We start from the raw sequence: 17,391 nt of genomic DNA on the forward strand, positions 1-17,391 counted from the left end.
TCAGGATGCTCCGCGGGCAGCGGCCACGGGCGCAGGCCGTCCGCCCGCCCAGCGCAGCAGCGCCCAGACGATGATCCAGTAAGCCACCCACAACAGCAGCGAGGACAACGCGGGCAATGCGCGGTATCCCGCGAAGTCGGCCAGCACCTTGCCAATGCCCGTGCTGTCGCTCAACAGCCAGGAGCTGTCCCAGACCGGGTCCACGATGGTCGGCAGGACATCCAGCGAAATCAGGTGGTCCAGGCCGCCCACCAGCAACGAGCCGGCCAGGAGCAGCAACAGGATTTCGGTCACGAAGAAGAAGCGGCGCCACGTGATGAGCTTGCCGCCCAGTTGCAGCAGCCAGAACGTCAGCAGCGCCACCGCGAAACCGGCCACGCCTGCGACGGCCAGCATCAGCATGTCGCTGCCGCCCTCGCCCGCCGACACCGTGCCGTAGAGGAACACGACGGTCTCGCTGCCTTCGCGGGCGACGGCGATGGCGACCAGCACGAGCAGGCCCCACCAGTTGTCGCTTGCCACGGAGGCGCGCGCCCCGCTTTCGAGTTCGCCCTTGAGCGTGCGGCCGTGCTTCTTCATCCACACGACCATCTGCACCACCAGCGCGCAAGCGGCCAGCGACATGATGGCCTGGAACCATTCCTGGCCTTCATCGCTGAGCCAGGACGACACGCCCAGCAGCACCAGCGCCAGCGCCACGGCCAACGCCAGGCCCGCCGCCACGCCGCCCCACAGGTACGGCAGCCCGCGCTTGCCTTCCGGCGTGGCGCGCAGCCACGTGTAAAGGATGCCCACCACGAGCAGGGCTTCGACGCTTTCGCGCCAGACGATGAAAAGTACCTGTTCCATGCTTTGGTGCCGCGTTATTCCTTGGGCTTGACGACCAAGGTGCCTTTCACGCTCTGGTGAAAGTCGTCAAAAAAGGGATACTCGCCGGGACGCGAAATGGTGATGACCACGAAGGACTTCACCCCCGGTCCCAGGACTTTTTCCTTGCGCAGCGGAATGCTTTCGAATTCCACCGGCTCGTTGCTCTCGTTGATGAGTTCAATCTTGAAACGGCCCGCGGGCACTTCCAGCGTGGCCGGCTCAAACGTGCCGTCCGGCTTGAACCGCAAGGTGAACGTGGGCAGTTCGTCCGCCTGCGCGGGCGCCATGCCGGCTACGCCGGACAGGCCGATGAGCATTGCGGCAAGTACGCGAAGCAGGCGGCGCACGATCAGTAACCGCCCTTCTTGCCGGTGCCGGCGTAGACGAATTCATATTCCAGGTCGAACGGCTCGAACCATTCGCCCACACCCGTTTCCTTGTCGACGTGACGGCCGAAGTGGCTCATCTTGTTCGCCGTCGGCGGCAGGATGGTGTACTTGAGCTTGTATTTGCCCGGGCCCTCGAGCTTCACGTTTTCGCCATAGTGCGGGCCATCGTTGGCGACCATCGGCATGAACGTGCCCTTCTGCACGTTCTGGCTGCCGACCTTCTGGATCTCGTAATTCACGACCAGATACGGCACCCACTCGCCTTCAGGAAAACCAGTCTTGTTGCCGGCCGTGGCGTGGATGTCGGCCTCCAGGTGCACGTCGGAATCCTTGGCCGGACGCATCATGCCGGGCGGGTCCATTTCGATCGGCTGCAGATACACCGCGCCGATTTCCATGCCGCCCTTTTCGACAGGCTTGCCGATGGGGTATTCGGCCGCATGGGCGGCGGACACGCTCAACGCGACAATGGCCAGCGCCAAGGCTTTCTTGATCATGTGCATAATCCTTGAGACACAAATGAAAATAGCGGCTCTCAAAACACAAACAAGAACCGTTTTCATTAATTTAGTGGATTTTGCTGACACAACCCTGAACCTGGCCGCACTAAAAGTGCCGGATCATTGCGTTGGCTCAATCAGTAAAAAGCCGCCTTGGCATGCGCCAAGACGGCTTTTTTGCATTGACGCGGACCGGTCAGGCCCTGCGCCCGGCGGTGGTTACTTGCGGCCCGCGCCCGGGGTGCTGCCCGGCGTGAACGGGAAGGTCGAGAACATCGCGCGCGTCTGATCCTGCATCTGATCCTGCATCTGCACGAACAGGTTTTTGCTCTGGTCGATGTAGTTGTTCATCATGTTCTGCAGCATCGGCGTCTGCACGTTCATGAATTGCGTCCAGGCTTCCGGCCCGAACTGGCTGCCGTACAGGCCCTTGGACTGCTCGGCCATGCGCTGCTGGATCTCCATGAAGGCCTGGATGTTCTTTTCCAGGTACGAGCCCATGATGCCTTGCATGGCGTGGCCGTAGAAACGGATGATCTGCGACAGCATGTTCGAGGAGAACATGGGCATGCCGCCGCTCTCCTCTTCAAGAATGATCTGCAGGAGGATGCTGCGCGTCAGGTCTTCGCTGCTCTTCGCATCGACAACCTGGAATTCCTCGTTCGCCAGGACCAGTTGCTTGACATCTGCCAGGGTGATGTAGGTGCTGGTCCGGGTGTCGTATAAGCGACGGTTGGGGTATTTTTTAATCAGGCGCAGGCTGGCGCCGGTTTGTGCTTGCGTCATGGTTGTCCCCGGATCGGGCGATCTCTTTAGGCTTCGAATAATGTGAGTGTAATGCCGTACGGCCCTCTGCCCGAAGCCGTACAGCGCCAGTGGGCCGCCGCGGGGCGGCCCATGTCACGTCAACCCATGTGCAGGCCGCCGTTCAGCGAGAAGTCCGCGCCGGTCGAAAAGCCGGATTCATCCGACGCCAGCCACGACGTCATGGACGCGATTTCCTCGGGCGTGCCAAGACGGCGCACCGGAATCGTGGCGACGATTTTTTCCAGCACGTCCGGCCGGATGGCGCGGACCATGTCGGTGCCGATGTATCCCGGCGAGATCGTGTTGACGGTCACGCCCTTGCTGGCCACTTCCTGCGCCAGCGCCATCGTGAACCCGTGGATGCCGGCCTTTGCCGTGGAGTAGTTGGTCTGGCCGAACTGACCCTTCTGGCCATTGACCGAACTGATGTTGATGATGCGCCCCCACTGGCGCTCGACCATGCCGTCGATGACCTGCTTGGTCACGTTGAACAGGCTGTTCAGATTCGTGTCGATGACCGCGCGCCAATCGTCGGCCGTCATCTTGCGGAACAGCCCGTCGCGGGTGATGCCCGCGTTGTTGACCAGCACGTCCACCGGCCCGAGGTCAGCCGTGACCTTCTCGAAGGCGGCGACGGTGGAGTCCCAATCGGACACGTTGCCCACCGACGCGTAGAACGTGAACCCCTGCGCGGCTTGCTCATCCAGCCATTGCTGGTAATTGCGGCTGGGGCCGCAACCTGCCACGACGCGAAAGCCATCCTTGGCCAAGCGCTGGCAAATAGAGGTGCCGATCCCGCCCATCCCGCCTGTTACGTAAGCCAGTTTTCCGCTCATTGGACTTCCTCCTGTGTGCGACGGACGCCTCGTTGATTAAACATCTTCCTGCCCGGGGGATCGGACCGCGATACGCGGTATCAGGCCGCCCGGACCTTTACATATCTGCCAGGGGCCGGCTCGATCGGCCGGTACTTGGCATTGCCTGCCTTTGTCCTTGCTTTGACCTGTTTGCCCGAATGCTCGGCCAGCCAGCCCGACCAGTCCGGCCACCAGCTTCCGGGTTGCTCCACGGCCTGCGAAAACCACGTGTTGGGGTCGCCGGGAAGCGGCTGGCTTTCCTGTTCGAGCGCATCGGCCACCCAGTAGCTGCGGCGCTTCTTGGCGGGCGGATTCACCACGCCCGCGATGTGGCCGGATGCGCCCAACACGAAACGCTGCGGTCCGCGCAGCACCTGTGTAGACGCGTAGGCCGAGACCCACGGCACGATGTGGTCTTCGCGCGAACCGAAGATATAGACCGGCATGCGCAACCGCGTCAGGTCCAGCGGCAGGCCGGCGGCCTGCGCGCGGCCCGGCACCTTGAGGTTGTTCTCAAGGTAGGTATTGCGGAAATACCAGGAAAAGAAAGGCCCCGGCAGGTTCGTGCTGTCGCCGTTCCAGAACAGCAGATCGAAGGCCGGGGGCTTCTGACCCTTCAGGTAATTGCCGACCACGTAGTTCCAGACCAGCTCATTGGGGCGCAGGAACGAGAAGGTGGTGGCGAGATCGCGGCCCGCCATCAGGCCGCCGTTGCCCAGTTGATGGTCGCGCATGAGCGCGTGGGTTTCGTCGACGAAGACGTTCAGGACGCCGGTGTCGTGAAAATCGAGCATCGAGGTGAGCAGCGTCAGCGCAGCCACGGGATGCTCGCCGCGCGCTTCGGCCAGCGCCAGCGCCGCGCCCAGCATCGTGCCGCCCACGCAGAAGCCCAGCGCATTGACCTGCGGCTGCTTCGTGATGTCGCTGGCCACGCGCAGCGCTTGCAGCACCGCGTCGTCAAGGTAGTCGGACCAGGTGGCGCGGTCCACGCCGTCGGTATCGGCCGCCACCGGATTGCGCCAGGAAATCAGGAAGACCGTGAAGCCCTCCCCGACCGCGTGACGCACGAACGAGTTCTCGGGCTGCAGATCCAGGATGTAGAACTTGTTGATGTTCGGCGGCACGATGACCAGTGGCCGTTCGTGCACGGTGCCGGTCGACGGCGCGTACTGGATGAGCTGGAACAGCTTGTTCTCGAACACCACGTCGCCGGGCGTGGTGGCCACGTTGCGGCCGATCTCGAATTGGGACTCGTCGGTCTGTGTGATGCGGCCTTTCTGAACGTCGCCCAGCAGGTTCGCAAGACCTTCGTTCAACGCGCGTCCCGCGCTTTCGACGATGGATTGCTGCGCGTCGGGATTCAATGCCAGGAAGTTGCTGGGCGACAGCGCGTCGACCCACTGCATGATGGAGAATCGAAGGCGGTCGCGCATGGGCTCGCTGACCTGCGCGGCATCGACCATGCGCTGCATGGCGCGGGCGGACAGCAGATAGGTATGCGCCAGCAACAGATGCGACGCGTTCGCCGCCCAGGCATCGCCCGAGAACCGGCGATCGGACGGCGGCGCCAGCGTGCCGCGCTGGGCATCGTCGCAAAGGCGTTGCCATTCGCGCGCGAACTCTGCCTGGATGTCAGCCAGGACTTCCGGTGCCACGCTCACCGGAATGGGACCTGCGGAGAGATTGGCATTCACTTCGACACCTTGTTATCGAGACTTCGCGATTGATGTTGCATTCCGGGTCCAGGGCTGTCAATGCGGGTATACAAGGAGGCTGCTGCCGCGGGACGCAAGGCCGGCGCCGGCCTTTGCGCGGCGTCAAACCGGGTGCAACCAGGCCAGCATTGCCATGCGTCCCGTCACCCCGTCGCGGCGGTAGGAAAAGTACCGGTCCTTGCGCGTCACCGTGCATTCGCCGCTGAGGGAGACCTCTTGTACCCCGGCGCGCCGCAGCCGGAAATCCGCCAATCCGGCGAGGTCGGCCAGCCACTTGCCGGCCGCGCCGGCACGTGGCGCGAAAAAGCGCGCCGTGGCCGGGTCGTCCGCCGTGAAGGCGTCCAGCACGTCCTGCCCCACTTCGAAATGCTGCGGGCCGATGCCGGGTCCGACCCAGGCGCGCCAACCGGCCGCCTGCGGCGCCTTGGCGCGCATGGCGTCCAGCGTATGTTCCAGGACCCCGCCCGCCAGGCCGCGCCAGCCGGCATGCGCCGCGCCCAGCACCTTGCCTTCTGTGTCGGCGATGAGCACCGGCAGGCAATCGGCCACCATGATGGCCAGGACGCGCCCGGGCTGCGCCGTGACGCTGGCGTCCACGGCAGGCTCCGCCGGCACGTCGATCGCGTCCGCGTCCACGACCTCGCTGCCATGCACCTGACGCAGCCACAGCGGGTCGGCCGGCACTGCCGCGCGCACGCGGCGGCGATTCTCGGCCACGGCCTCGGGGTTGTCTTCGGCCCGCAGGCCAAGATTGAGGGTGTCATGGGGCGCCACGCCGACGCCACCGGCGCGGGTCGTGCAGAAGTAGCTGACGCCATTCCAGTCGGGTCCCGTCACGACGGGCAGGTCTGCAATCAGGCGTTCCATGCAATGCTCTCCTGGACCTGCGCCATGTCGGCAGGCACCGGCGCGTCGAAGTCGATGTCGCCCTTGCCGCCGGGATCGTCGAAATGGAGCGCGCGGGCGTGCAGCATCTGGCGCTCCGCCCCGGCAATGTTCTTGCCGCCGTAGATCGTGTCGGCCAGCAGCGGATGCCCCAGGCTGGCCATGTGCACTCGGATCTGGTGGGTTCGTCCCGTTTCCAGGCGGCATACCACTTCGGTGACACGGCCGCCGGGTTCCACCGAGCCGCGCCGGGCCGGCGCGTAATTGGTGATCGCCGGCTTGGGCGCGACGGGCCGTTCAACGCTCATGCGCACCGGCACACGCGGATCGCGGCCGATGGCGCGGTCGACCTTGCCTGCGGCGGCAACCCAGCCGTGCGCCAGGGCCACGTATTCGCGGCCCATGCTGCGCGCCTGAAGCTGGCGCACGAGATGGGTCTGGGCGATGTCGTTGCGGGCCACGACCATCAGGCCGGAGGTGTCCTTGTCCAGGCGGTGCACGATGCCCGCGCGGGCAACCTGCGCAAGCTCCGGGTAGCGATGCAGCAGGCCGTTGAGCAGCGTGCCGCTCCAGTTGCCGGCCCCCGGGTGGGTGACCAGGCCCGCCGGCTTGTTGACGACGATCCAGTCGGGGCTTTCGGCGACCACGCCGAACTCAACGGGTTCGGGCGTGAAGGCCAGCGCGTCGGGCGCGGGTTGGGCCCAGATGGTGAGTTCGTCGCCGGGGCCGACCGTCTGGCGGATCTTGCCTGGCGCCCCGTTGACCAGGACGTTGCCGGATTCGATCCAGCCTTGCAGGCGGTTGCGAGAATGGTCGGGCAGGAGGCCGGCCAGAATCTTGTCGAGCCGGTCGGCGCGCGTGGCGGACGGCACGGTTACAAGTTGCGGCTCCCCGCGGCCGGATTCGTCGAGATTTTCGTCGGCGCTATCGTCGGAAACAAGATCTGCGCGGGCGGCTGTATCAGACATGGAGACAAATCATATAATCAGCCTGCCATGCTAACACCAAGGATACGATTCTCGTGATTCACCACCCTGCAGCTCCCTCGAACCCCGCATCCCGCAGCGGGTCGGTTTTGCGCGTGGTCATCGCGCTTTTTGCCGTCATCGTCATCGCCGGTTGCAGCGGGGCGGACAGCAAATACGACAAGACCACCAACTGGAGCGCAGAACAACTCTACGCGGACGCCAAGGCCGAAATGGCGTCGGGCGGCTGGAAGGAAGCGCGCGAGCGCCTGACCGCCATCGAAAGCCGCTACCCGTTCGGCGTCTACGCGCAGCAGGCGCTGCTTGAACTGGCATACGTCAACTGGAAAGACGGCGAAAACGAGCAGGCGCTCGCCGCCATCGACCGCTTCCAGCAGCTTTATCCCAATCACCCCGGCACCGATTACGCGCTCTACCTGAAGGGCCTGGTCAACTTCACGCCGGCCAGCGCCTTCATGAGCAACATCACCGGCCAGGATCCGGCCGAGCGCGATCCCAAGGGTCTGCGCGCGTCCTATGACGCCTTCACCGAGCTGATCAAGCGCTACCCGGAAAGCAAGTACAGCGTCGACGCCGAAAAGCGCGTGGCGTGGCTGGTCAACACCATCGCCATGAACGAAGTCCACGTCGCCCGCTATTACTACGAACGCGGCGCCTACGTGGCCGCCGCCAATCGCGCGCAGACCGTCATCACCGACTTCGAAGGCGCCCCCGCCACCGAAGAGGCCCTCTACCTGATGGTTCAGTCGTACGACAAACTGAACATGACCGACCTCAAGAACGATGCTCAGCGCGTCTACGACAAGAACTTCCCGAACAGCGCGTTCCGGACCCAGGGCCTGAAGGCCGACAGGAGCTGGTGGAATCCCTTCAACTGATTCCGCCTGCATGGGAAGCAAAAAGCCCTTCAGATTTCTGAAGGGCTTTTTTTCGCCTGCTGGGCGCGCGGGGGGTCGTGCTACGCGTCGTCCGGTCCGCGTTTACGCCGGTAGAACGCCAGCACCTCTTCCAGCTCGCGTGTGCGCGCAAACGGCGGCAGGCCGCGCCACAGGCGCTTGCCGTACGGCTTTTCCACCAGCCGCGCGTCGCCCACCATCAGCACGCCCCAATCGGATTCGGTACGGATAAGCCGGCCCGCGCCCTGCTTGAGCGAGATCGCGGCTTCGGGCAACTGGTATTCGGCAAACGGATTGCCGCCCTGCGCCCTGCAGGCGCGCAGGCGGGCCTCGATGACGGGATCGTCCGGCGGCGCGAACGGCAGCTTGTCGATCGCCACCAGCGTCAGCACGTCGCCCGGCAGGTCGATGCCTTCCCAGAAGCTGGCGCTGCCGACCAGCACCGGATGCTTGAGCTTGCAGAAGCGGTCCAGCAGATCGCGGCGAGTGCCCTCGCCCTGCTTGAGCAACGGCCAGTCATGACCCGCGTCGTCGAAGGCGTCGGCCAGCAGGCTGGCAACCTTGTCGACGGCGCGCAGCGTCGTACAGAGCACCAGGGTGCCGCCCGGGCTGGCCTCAAGCAGCGGCATCAGCGTCTGGACGAACCGATCCAGGAATTGCGGCGATTGCGGTTCAGGCATGCCGCGCGGCACGAACAGCAGCGCCTGCTCGGGGTAGTCGAACGGCGACTCCCATTTGCCGGTGCGGGCGGTATCCAGGCCGAGCTGGCTGGTGAAGTGCGTGAATTCGCCGTTGATCGACAGCGTGGCCGAGGTCATGATCCAGGCCTGGCCGGGCTTGCGGAACTTGGAGAACGCCTGCGCCACGGACAGCGGCGCCGAATGCAGCCGCACGTGATGCAGGCCGTGTTCGACCCAGCGCACGGCCGGGCCCGTCCATTGTTCGGCCTGCGCGGCGCCTTCAAGCAATGCCGCGGGCGTGGACGGACCGTCGCCCAGCGGGCTCTGCACGGGGGCCTGATCGTCGCGGCCCCAGCCTTCGTCGTCGTGCGCGCTGCTGCTGCGCCCGGGCGTGGCCCAGCGCTTGAGCTTGACCGAAATTTCCGCACCCATGCGGGCAGCGGCGAGTAGATCCGGATGCTTTTCGGCGACGGCGCCCAGCGCCTTGGTGGCGCTGTCGATGGCTTCGCGCAGCGACAGCAGCGCCTCGTCGAATTCCTCGGGATTGGGGATGGCCTCGAACGTGGCCTTGCGCCCCGGCATCTTGTCGAGCGGCGCACAGACCAGCCGCAATTCGCGCGCGGCGGTTTCGATGTGACGGCTGACGTCGCTCCATTTGGCGGCTTCACGCGCATAGGCCAGCCCCGCGACTTCCAGCGCGCGGCCGAAGTCCATCAACTGGTGCGTGGATACGCTGCTGCCCAGAAAGCGCGTGGCGGTGTCGGGCAATTGATGCGCTTCGTCGAAGATGACGGTGTCGGCTTCAGGCAGGAGGTCCGTGACGCCCTCTTCGCGCAGCATCAGGTCCGCCATGAAGAGCGCATGGTTGACCACGACGACGTCGGCTTCCTGCGCCTGGCGGCGCGCCTTGACGACAAAGCAATCGCGGATGCGCGGGCATTCCTGGCCCAGGCAGTTCTCGCGGGTGGACGTGACGCGTTGCCAGATGTCGGCGTCTTCGGGCACCTGCGCGAGGTCGCTGCGGTCGCCCGTTTTGGAGATGCCCGCGAACACCTGGATCTGGCGCAGCTGCTGGATTTCGGAGCGGGACTTGAGCGCGCGCTCGTCGCCCTGAAGGCGTTCGAGGTGGTAGTGGCACACATAGTTGCCGCGGCCCTTGAGCAGCGCGGCCGTGACGGGTGCAGCCAGCGCGGCGCGCACCCGCGGCAGATCGCGCGCGAAAAGCTGGTCTTGCAGGGTGCGTGTGCCGGTGGAAATGAGCACCTTGCCGCCCTGGATGAAGGCGGGTACAAGATAGGCCCAGGTCTTGCCGATGCCGGTGCCGGCTTCGGCCACGAGCGTGGCGCGGTCCTGGATGGCCTGGCCAATGGCCTGCGACAGTTCCACCTGCGATGGACGCGGCTTGTAGCCGGGCAAGGCCGTGGCCAGCGGCCCGTCCTCGTCAAAGAATTCGGATATGTCCAGGTCCAGCATTACAGCAGCCTAATGTAGGGCCCCAAATGATACCCGCTGGCGCGCCGGTTTCCTGCTTGCGGCCTGCCGCAATGCCCTTGGCAGAGGGACGGATCAGACACTTCGGCCACGTTCCGTAACAACGGCTTATGGCACAATCCGCCCCTCGTTTTCCCTTTTTGCCGTCGTATAGAGATGTCTGAAACTTCCACTATCACGAACGTCGCCACCGGCGTCGACAACGCCCGCATCGTCGCTCAACTCGCCACCGAGTTGGGCGCCCGCGCCTCCCAGATCGCTGCGGCGGTGGAACTGCTGGATGACGGCGCCACCGTGCCCTTCATCGCCCGCTACCGCAAGGAAGCGACCGGCGGCCTGGACGACACCGTGCTGCGCAACCTGGAAGTCCGTCTGGGCTACCTGCGCGAGCTCGAAGAACGCCGCGGCGCCATCCTGGAATCCATTTCGCAGCAAGGCAAGCTGACGCCCGAGCTGCAGCAGGAAATCGCCACGGCCGACACCAAGCAGCGCCTGGAAGACCTGTACGCGCCGTACAAACCCAAGCGCCGCACGCGCGCCCAGATCGCCCGCGAAGCCGGCCTCGAACCGCTGGCCGACGCCATCCTGGCCGATCCCGCCTGCGATCCCGCCGCGCTGGCCGCGCAATACCTCAATCCCGAAGCCGCCATCAACGACGCCAAGGCGGCGCTCGATGGCGCGCGCGACATCCTGGCCGAACGCTACGCCGAAAACGCCGACCTGCTGGCCGACATGCGCGAGCACCTGTGGTCCACCGGCTTGGTCTACTCCAAGATGATCGAGGGCAAGGAAACCGAAGGCGCCAACTTCCGCGACTGGTTCGACTTCAACGAGCCGCTGCGCACCCTGCCCTCGCACCGCATCCTGGCGCTGCTGCGCGGCCGCCAGCAAGGCGTGCTCGAGCTGCGCCTTGGCCTGGAAGCCGACCTCGAAGCCCAGACGCCGCATCCGTGCGTGGCCCGTATCGCCAACTTCCTGAAGCTCGGCAACGGCCTGTTCGCACTGGACGCCACGCCGCGCGCGCGCTGGCTGGGCGAAGTCTGCCGCTGGACCTGGCGCGTCAAGCTCCTGACCGCATTCGAAAGCGAACTGATCGGCCGCCTGCGCGAAAGCGGCGAAGCCGAGGCCATTCGCGTCTTCGCCGCCAACCTGAAAGACCTGCTGCTGGCCGCGCCGGCCGGTCCGAAGGCCGTGCTGGGCCTGGACCCCGGCATCCGCACCGGCTGCAAGGTCGCCGTCATCGACAAGACCGGCAAGGTCGTCGACACCACCACCGTGTATCCGTTCGAACCGCGCCGCGACCGCGAAGGCACGATCAACACGCTGGCCGCGCTGGTGGCGCGCCACAACGTGGACCTGATCGCCATCGGCAACGGCACGGCTTCGCGTGAAAGCGAAAAGCTCGTCGGCGACATGATGGAGCGCTTCCCCGACCTGAAGGTCACCCGCGTCGTCGTTTCCGAAGCGGGCGCGTCGGTGTATTCGGCCTCCGAAATCGCCGCCCAGGAATTCCCCGACCTCGACGTGACGCTGCGCGGCGCCGTGTCCATTGCCCGCCGCCTGCAGGATCCGCTGGCCGAACTGGTCAAGATCGATCCCAAGGCCATCGGTGTGGGCCAGTACCAGCACGACGTCAACCAGCGCGAACTGGCGCGCTCGCTGGACGCCGTGGTCGAAGACTGCGTGAACGCGGTGGGCGTGGACGTGAACACGGCGTCGGCCGCGCTGCTGGCCCGCGTGTCTGGCCTGAACTCGCTGCTGGCCAAGAACATCGTCTCTTTCCGCGACGAAAACGGCGCGTTCCCCACGCGCGAGGTCCTGCGCAAGGTTCCGCGCTTTGGCGAGAAGGCCTTTGAACAGGCCGCGGGCTTCCTGCGTATCCCCAACGGCGACAACCCGCTGGACGCCTCTTCGGTCCACCCCGAAGCCTACCCGGTGGTCGAGCGCATCGTGGCCAAGATCAAGGCCGAAGTGAAGCAGATCATCGGCCAGCGCGAAGCCCTGAAGGGCGTGTCGCCGTCGGACTTTACCGATGAGCGCTTCGGCCTGCCGACCGTCAAGGACATCTTCGCTGAACTCGAAAAGCCCGGCCGCGATCCGCGCCCGGAGTTCAAGACGGCGCAGTTCAAGGAAGGCGTGGAAACGCTGAACGACCTGTACCCGGGCATGGTGCTGGAAGGCGTGGTGACCAACGTGGCCAACTTCGGCGCGTTCGTCGACATCGGCGTGCACCAGGACGGACTGGTCCACATCTCGGCGCTGGCCGAGAAGTTCGTGAAGGATCCGCGCGACGTGGTGCGCGTGGGCCAGACGGTCAGCGTCAAGGTGCTGGAAGTGGACGCCGCGCGCAAGCGCGTGGCGCTCACCATGCGCTTGAACGACACCGCCGCGCCCGCCCGCCGCAGCGCCGATGCGCCCAAGGGGGGTGATCGCCCGCGCCGTCAGGGCGATGGCGGCCGCAACGCAGGCGGCGGCGCAGCAGCGTCGATGAACAGCGCCATGGCCGACGCGTTTGCCAAGTTGAAGCGCTGATCCGCTGATCCCTCGGCATCCCTGCTTTACCGAAATCCCGGCGTCCGAGGCGCCGGGATTTTCTTTTGGGCAGCCCCTTCAGGCCACCTTCAGGTGCTGCTGCAATCTAGGGGCTTACCCCTAGACCATGCGCTTTTGTTGCGCTCCCGCAATTCGGCACCACAGAAATAAGTGAAAATATCTAATTGTGTCTAAATAATAAAAACCAGCATGACGCTGTCTTTCACTAAAGCGTTCACCGGCGGCACAACCACCCGCGGTCAGGCGAGCTACTGCGCGAAGCGCCTGTCGGGGAGCAGCATCAGAACAAGAGCGCGCCCCCTGATAGCCCGGAGATCCGTTCCGTCATGCTCAGCACCATTACGCTCGCCGCAAACGAAACCGCAACCATCACCGACAAGGACGCCACGGCAAGCGGCGTCTACGGCGACGTGGCGTTGGGTCAGTATTCGCATCTGATCGTCGACAGCGCCGCGGTCACCTTCAAGCACGTCACACTCGAACGCCTGGGCAGCCGGGTCATCGAACTGCGCAATGGCGCGCAACTGCATGTGGGCGCGCTGGGATTTGCCAGCATGGGCGCCAGCATCGTCTACCGCATCGGCATCGGCTGCGTGATCACCTACGACGCCAGCCAATGGGATCCCGAAGTCGTGGCCAACACCACGTTCGACTTCGCCAGCGAGGGCAGCGGCACGCTGAAGTATTTTCCGTTCATCAATCCGCAATGGCTGGACTGTCCCCACGTCACGGGCTATTCGGACGGCGACCAGCTTGAAATCGCGGGGCAAGGCCGCGTGCAGCGCTTTCAGGTGCGCGACGGACGCATCGTCGCCAGCGCACGCCTGAACTGAATGCAAAACGGCGCGGATTGCCCGCGCCGTCTTTGTCCATCCGCTACCCGCTACCGGTTATTCCTGCGCCAGCGACAGCAGCGCTTCTCGCGTGCGCGCGATGCCCGCAGCCGGTTCGCCCTGCACGCCTTCGGGCGCGGTGGCGACCGTCACACCGTCGATCACCACCGCATAGCCCTGGGCATTGGCCTGCAGGACGCTGTCGGCGGGTTCGGACTGCAGGCGGCGCATCAGTGCGCCCGCTTCCTTGGGATCGGCAAAGCGCTGCGACAGCAACAGTTCCTCGCCATCGGCCGCCAGCAGGCGGAAGCGGAAGCCGCCGTCCTCGTCGCGGAAGCTGACGAATCGCGCCCCCTTGGACTTTTCCTTCTTGCCCTGGGCGCCCTTGCCCGCCGTAGCGGCGGCGCCCAACGTGCGCAGGCCCACGGCCTCGCGCAGTTCCTGCATGAACGGCACGGCAAGCTTGCGCGCCTTGGCGGCGCCCGCCTGCAGGATGTCTTCGATGCGGGCGGGATTGGCCATCAGATCGACGTACTTTTCGCGCATCGGGGCCAGCAGGTTTTCCAGGTGCTCGAACAGCGCCTGCTTGGCATCGCCCCAGCCCATGCCGGCCTCGAGCTGCTGGCGGAACGCCGCCGATTGCTCGGACGTGGCAAACGCGCGGTACAGCGTGTACAGATGGGACGATTCGGCGTCCTTGGGTTCGCCCGGCTCGCGCGAGTCAGTCACGATGCGCATCACCGAGGCGCGCAATGCGCTTTTGCCGCCTTCGAAAAGCGGAATCGTGTTGTTGTAGCTCTTGGACATCTTGCGGCCGTCCAGCCCGGGCAGCGTCGCCACGTCTTCTTCGATGACCACCTCCGGCAGCGAGAAATACTCGCGGCCATACAGATGATTGAAGCGCTGCGCGATGTCGCGCGCCATTTCCAGATGCTGGATCTGGTCGCGGCCCACGGGCACCTTGTTGGCGTTGAACATGACGATGTCCGCGGCCATCAGGATCGGGTACGAGAACAGCCCCATGGTGATGCCGTCGTCCGGATCCACGTTCTTGGCCACGTTCTGGTCCACCGAGGCCTTGTAGGCATGCGCCCGGTTCATCAGGCCCTTGGCGGTCACGCAGGTCAGCAGCCAGCTCAGTTCGGGGATCTCGGGGATGTCCGACTGGCGGTAGAACGTCACGCGCTCGGGGTCCAGGCCCACTGCCAGCCACGTGGCGGCGATTTCCAGACGCGAGCGCGCGACGCGCGCCGGGTCGTCGCATTTGATCAGTGCGTGGTAGTCCGCCAGAAAGAAGAATGCGTCCACGCCGGGCTGCGTGCTGGCCTGCACCGCCGGACGGATCGCGCCCGCGTAGTTGCCGAGATGGGGAGTTCCAGTCGTGGTGATGCCGGTAAGGACGCGGGTGTTCATGAGGCGAGAAGGCGGTTGCTAGGGGAAGCCCTGAGTGTAACGTGCCGCAGCCCGGCCCCGCCCCGGAAAGACTCGGGGCACCGCGCTTACAGCACCGCCAGCACTGGCGCCGCCAGCGCGCACAGGCCGCCCGCGGTCAGCGCGGCGCGCGGCCGGAAGGTCAGGAACCAGATCAGCAGCAGACCGGCGATGCTGAGGATGCCGATCCATTCGACCGTGCCGTAACTCCAGCCCCAGACCGCCGCCGACGCCCACAACGACAGCGCCAGCGACGCCCAGCCGAACAGCCGCAGCGGCAGCCGATGGCGGCGCGGCAAGGCGCGGTCGAACAGGTCTTCGTAGTGACGGTCCATACCCAGGCACAGGGCGGAAAACCCCGCATAGGCCAGGCAGAAGGCGGCAAGCGTCATGGCGTATCACCTCGCGGTTCAAAAGCGGTCCGGTGCACGGCGGCCGGGACGGCGGGCTCGTGGGCGGGGGCTGGGGCGGTTGCCGGGGGATGGGCAGTGGCGGCGACGGCGGCCTTGACCGCTTCGTTGCGCGCGGCGCGCGGCTTGCCCGCCGCTCTGGCGGGCGCCTTGCGGGCGCGGGCGGCCTTCATTGCCATCCAGGCAAAGAACAGGGCGCTGGCCAGGCACGTCAGGTCAAAGCCCGCCATCACCCAGTCGCCCTGCGGCAGGGAAACGCCCAGGTGCCGGTCGGTGGTCAGCGCATTGACCACGGGCACCAGCGCCAGCGCGGCGGCGGCGATGGCAAGCAGGTCCTGCCACTTGCGCCGCTGGAACAAAAACGCGTAGACCAGCGACAGCCCCCAGGCCATGAAGAAAGCGCGCACTTCCCAGACCTGGCGGCCGGGCATGTCGGCCGGCAGGAGCCGGTTGGCCAGGAACACCGCCGCCACGCCGAACACGACGCCCGCGATGGTGCCCGCATTCAGGCCGTCGACCAGACGCAGCGAGAAGGCTTCCCGCGCGTCGCCCTGCCGCGCCTTCTGACGGCGCTTGGCGATCCACAGCACGAGGCCTGTGGCCACCATGGCCGTGCCGGCCAGGCTGACGATGAAATAGAACCAGCGCAGCAGCGGTTCGGCGAACAGGCCCAGGTGCAGGCCGGTGATGACGCCCGTGGTCACGACGGTGGCGCTGTGATCGTCCTCGGCCTCCTGCAGTGCGCCCGTCACCCCGTCAAAGCGCATGAATGGCGCCAGCAGCCCGTACGACACGCCGTCACCCACGTTGCGCACCAGCGTGATGGTGGCGCCCGCATCGCCGGGGTTGTTGACGGTCACGCGCCCGAGGCGGCCCTGCCAATGCTGCTGGGCCTGTTCCACCAGCGGCGCGATGTCGACCAGCGGCGCCGGCTGGTTCTGCGGCGGCGTGATCCTGTTGGCCTTGAAGACCTCGCTCGTGAACTGGCGCGGATTGTCGTACACGGCCTGGATGCCCGCCGGCATCAGCATCACCATGAACAGCACCAGACCGCTGAAGGTGATCATCAGGTGAAACGGCAGACCCAGCACCGACAGCACGTTGTGGCCGTCCATCCAGGCGCGCTGCCCGCCCTTGCCCGGCCGGAAGGTGAAGAAGTCCGCGAATATCTTCTTGTGCGTGATGATGCCGCTGATGATCGCCACCAGCATGAACATGCCCGCGATGCTGGCCAGCCAGCGCCCCCACGGAAACGCGGTCTCCAGTTCGAAATGGAAGCGGTAGAAGAAGTCGCCGCCCCGCGTCTGGCGCGCCGTCACGGGCTCGCCGGTGGCCGCATCCAGCTTGACGCGCACGAACCCGCGTTCGCCCGGCTTGGGCTTGGGTGTCTGGTACAGCAGCTGGATGAGGGGCTCGCGATCCGAGGGCGGCGTGATGAACCAGCGCTTGGCGTCCGGCGCGTGTTCCGCCAGATAGCGCTGCGCCGTGGCAACGGCCTGCACTGCCGGCGCCGGCTGGGCTTGAACCTCAGGTTGCATCCAGCGCGTGATCTCGGGCCGGAAGAAGGCCAGCGAGCCGGTCAGGAACATGGCGAACAGCACCCAGCCGAAGATCAGGCCGGCCCACGTGTGCAGCCAGGACATGGACTGACGAATGCCCTCTTCGCCGGGATGCTTGTGCTTGGCCGCCTTCATGCCGCCACCAGCCGATGCGCCAGGAATAGACCGCCCAGCAGCGCGGCCGGGCCCAGGATGCCGGCCCAGGCGCGCCAGGCGCTGCGCGTGGCGAACACCCAGATCACGCCGCAGGCGTAGACCACGAAGGACAGCATCTGCGCCGCGGTCACGGCGTCGGCGCGCCCCATGGGCAGCCAGACCGCCAGACAGGCAGCCGCCGCCGAAGCCAGGGCGTAGCCGCCCAGGATGGCGGCCGTCGCGCGAGAGAAAACGGCCATTCTGTAGCGCATCATGCCTGCGCCGGCTGCGGGAGCTTTCACGGGAGTTCTAGGTGGTTGCGGGTCCGTGGCGGACCCGGGGTGGGGACGGGGTTTCCGAGCTTATCCGCCATTCCCTGTATAAGGCCTGAATT

General features: G+C 65.8%; 16 protein-coding genes. 3 read left to right on the forward strand and 13 right to left on the reverse strand.

The annotated features are described in order from the left end of the window. From KW836_RS26235 to KW836_RS26270, 8 genes are all read right to left on the reverse strand, one after another. Window positions 1-849 carry an FTR1 family protein gene (locus KW836_RS26235; RefSeq protein WP_175122866.1) on the reverse strand — a complete coding sequence of 283 codons (849 nt, stop codon included), beginning with the start codon at window positions 847-849 and terminating at the stop codon, window positions 1-3. Window positions 850-863: 14 nt separating this feature from the next. Further along, window positions 864-1,187 carry a cupredoxin domain-containing protein gene (locus KW836_RS26240; RefSeq protein WP_175123344.1) on the reverse strand — a complete coding sequence of 108 codons (324 nt, stop codon included), beginning with the start codon at window positions 1,185-1,187 and terminating at the stop codon, window positions 864-866. 32 nt (window positions 1,188-1,219) lie between these two features. Continuing rightward, window positions 1,220-1,756: an iron transporter gene (locus KW836_RS26245; protein WP_056569437.1), complete on the reverse strand. Its 537-nt coding sequence runs from the start codon at window positions 1,754-1,756 to the stop codon at window positions 1,220-1,222. 222 nt (window positions 1,757-1,978) lie between these two features. Next, window positions 1,979-2,545: a polyhydroxyalkanoate synthesis repressor PhaR gene (gene phaR / locus KW836_RS26250; protein ID WP_175122867.1), complete on the reverse strand. Its 567-nt coding sequence runs from the start codon at window positions 2,543-2,545 to the stop codon at window positions 1,979-1,981. A 119-nt stretch (window positions 2,546-2,664) separates the two neighbouring features. Then, window positions 2,665-3,402, reverse strand: coding sequence for a 3-ketoacyl-ACP reductase (locus KW836_RS26255; protein WP_175137390.1), 738 nt, complete (start codon window positions 3,400-3,402; stop codon window positions 2,665-2,667). A gap of 80 nt (window positions 3,403-3,482) precedes the next feature. Next, the gene (locus KW836_RS26260) at window positions 3,483-5,117 is read right to left on the reverse strand and encodes a class I poly(R)-hydroxyalkanoic acid synthase (protein ID WP_218345170.1); all 1,635 of its coding nucleotides are present in this window, start codon (window positions 5,115-5,117) and stop codon (window positions 3,483-3,485) included. Between the two features lie 123 nt (window positions 5,118-5,240). Beyond that, window positions 5,241-6,005, reverse strand: coding sequence for a peptidoglycan editing factor PgeF (gene pgeF, locus KW836_RS26265; RefSeq protein ID WP_218345171.1), 765 nt, complete (start codon window positions 6,003-6,005; stop codon window positions 5,241-5,243). Beyond that, the gene (locus tag KW836_RS26270) at window positions 5,993-6,991 is read right to left on the reverse strand and encodes an RluA family pseudouridine synthase (protein WP_218345172.1); all 999 of its coding nucleotides are present in this window, start codon (window positions 6,989-6,991) and stop codon (window positions 5,993-5,995) included. Before KW836_RS26270 ends, pgeF begins: the two co-directional genes overlap by 13 nt. 107 nt (window positions 6,992-7,098) lie before the next feature. Here KW836_RS26270 and KW836_RS26275 point away from each other — a divergent pair, with 107 nt between their 5' ends. Next, window positions 7,099-7,887, forward strand: coding sequence for an outer membrane protein assembly factor BamD (locus KW836_RS26275; RefSeq protein WP_175123345.1), 789 nt, complete (start codon window positions 7,099-7,101; stop codon window positions 7,885-7,887). A gap of 80 nt (window positions 7,888-7,967) precedes the next feature. On the opposite strand, the gene KW836_RS26280 is transcribed toward KW836_RS26275, so the two are convergent. Next, a complete protein-coding gene (locus KW836_RS26280) occupies window positions 7,968-10,058 on the reverse strand; it encodes an ATP-dependent DNA helicase (RefSeq protein ID WP_218345173.1) in 2,091 nt (696 codons plus the stop codon). 174 nt (window positions 10,059-10,232) lie between these two features. Here KW836_RS26280 and tex point away from each other — a divergent pair, with 174 nt between their 5' ends. Both tex and KW836_RS26290 read left to right on the forward strand, forming a co-directional pair. Beyond that, window positions 10,233-12,608 carry an RNA-binding transcriptional accessory protein Tex gene (tex, locus tag KW836_RS26285; RefSeq protein WP_175184290.1) on the forward strand — a complete coding sequence of 792 codons (2,376 nt, stop codon included), beginning with the start codon at window positions 10,233-10,235 and terminating at the stop codon, window positions 12,606-12,608. 347 nt (window positions 12,609-12,955) lie between these two features. Next, window positions 12,956-13,462: a hypothetical protein gene (locus KW836_RS26290; protein ID WP_218345174.1), complete on the forward strand. Its 507-nt coding sequence runs from the start codon at window positions 12,956-12,958 to the stop codon at window positions 13,460-13,462. A gap of 57 nt (window positions 13,463-13,519) precedes the next feature. Here KW836_RS26290 and KW836_RS26295 read toward each other — a convergent pair whose 3' ends face one another. The 4 genes from KW836_RS26295 to KW836_RS26310 form a co-directional block, all read right to left on the reverse strand. Continuing rightward, complete coding sequence (locus KW836_RS26295; protein ID WP_218345175.1) at window positions 13,520-14,875, reverse strand: tryptophan--tRNA ligase; 1,356 nt, start codon at window positions 14,873-14,875, stop codon at window positions 13,520-13,522. An 86-nt stretch (window positions 14,876-14,961) separates the two neighbouring features. Continuing rightward, window positions 14,962-15,285, reverse strand: a complete 324-nt coding sequence (locus tag KW836_RS26300; RefSeq protein WP_056567777.1) for a DUF3325 domain-containing protein — start codon at window positions 15,283-15,285, stop codon at window positions 14,962-14,964. After that, window positions 15,282-16,997, reverse strand: a complete 1,716-nt coding sequence (locus KW836_RS26305) for a PepSY domain-containing protein (RefSeq protein ID WP_218345176.1) — start codon at window positions 16,995-16,997, stop codon at window positions 15,282-15,284. Before KW836_RS26305 ends, KW836_RS26300 begins: the two co-directional genes overlap by 4 nt. Further along, entirely contained in the window at window positions 16,994-17,272 is a 279-nt protein-coding gene (locus KW836_RS26310; RefSeq protein WP_175122875.1) for a DUF3649 domain-containing protein, read from the reverse strand. Before KW836_RS26310 ends, KW836_RS26305 begins: the two co-directional genes overlap by 4 nt. Window positions 17,273-17,391 lie beyond the last annotated feature (119 nt).

This window comes from Achromobacter sp. ACM05 (genome assembly GCF_019218915.1).
GTDB lineage: Bacteria > Pseudomonadota > Gammaproteobacteria > Burkholderiales > Burkholderiaceae_B > Achromobacter > Achromobacter animicus.

Excerpts from the sequence above, each read along its gene's own strand:
- KW836_RS26235 (WP_175122866.1), bottom strand. The coding sequence starts at position 849 with ATGGAACAGGTACTTTTCATCGTCTGGCGCGAAAGCGTCGAAGCCCTG.
- tex (WP_175184290.1), top strand. The coding sequence starts at position 10,233 with ATGTCTGAAACTTCCACTATCACGAACGTCGCCACCGGCGTCGACAAC.
- KW836_RS26295 (WP_218345175.1), bottom strand. The coding sequence starts at position 14,875 with ATGAACACCCGCGTCCTTACCGGCATCACCACGACTGGAACTCCCCAT.
- phaR (WP_175122867.1), bottom strand. The coding sequence starts at position 2,545 with ATGACGCAAGCACAAACCGGCGCCAGCCTGCGCCTGATTAAAAAATAC.
- KW836_RS26300 (WP_056567777.1), bottom strand. The coding sequence starts at position 15,285 with ATGACGCTTGCCGCCTTCTGCCTGGCCTATGCGGGGTTTTCCGCCCTG.
- KW836_RS26310 (WP_175122875.1), bottom strand. The coding sequence starts at position 17,272 with ATGATGCGCTACAGAATGGCCGTTTTCTCTCGCGCGACGGCCGCCATC.
- KW836_RS26305 (WP_218345176.1), bottom strand. The coding sequence starts at position 16,997 with ATGAAGGCGGCCAAGCACAAGCATCCCGGCGAAGAGGGCATTCGTCAG.
- KW836_RS26290 (WP_218345174.1), top strand. The coding sequence starts at position 12,956 with ATGCTCAGCACCATTACGCTCGCCGCAAACGAAACCGCAACCATCACC.
- KW836_RS26240 (WP_175123344.1), bottom strand. The coding sequence starts at position 1,187 with ATGCTCATCGGCCTGTCCGGCGTAGCCGGCATGGCGCCCGCGCAGGCG.
- KW836_RS26245 (WP_056569437.1), bottom strand. The coding sequence starts at position 1,756 with ATGATCAAGAAAGCCTTGGCGCTGGCCATTGTCGCGTTGAGCGTGTCC.
- pgeF (WP_218345171.1), bottom strand. The coding sequence starts at position 6,005 with ATGGAACGCCTGATTGCAGACCTGCCCGTCGTGACGGGACCCGACTGG.
- KW836_RS26280 (WP_218345173.1), bottom strand. The coding sequence starts at position 10,058 with ATGCTGGACCTGGACATATCCGAATTCTTTGACGAGGACGGGCCGCTG.
- KW836_RS26255 (WP_175137390.1), bottom strand. The coding sequence starts at position 3,402 with ATGAGCGGAAAACTGGCTTACGTAACAGGCGGGATGGGCGGGATCGGC.
- KW836_RS26270 (WP_218345172.1), bottom strand. The coding sequence starts at position 6,991 with ATGTCTGATACAGCCGCCCGCGCAGATCTTGTTTCCGACGATAGCGCC.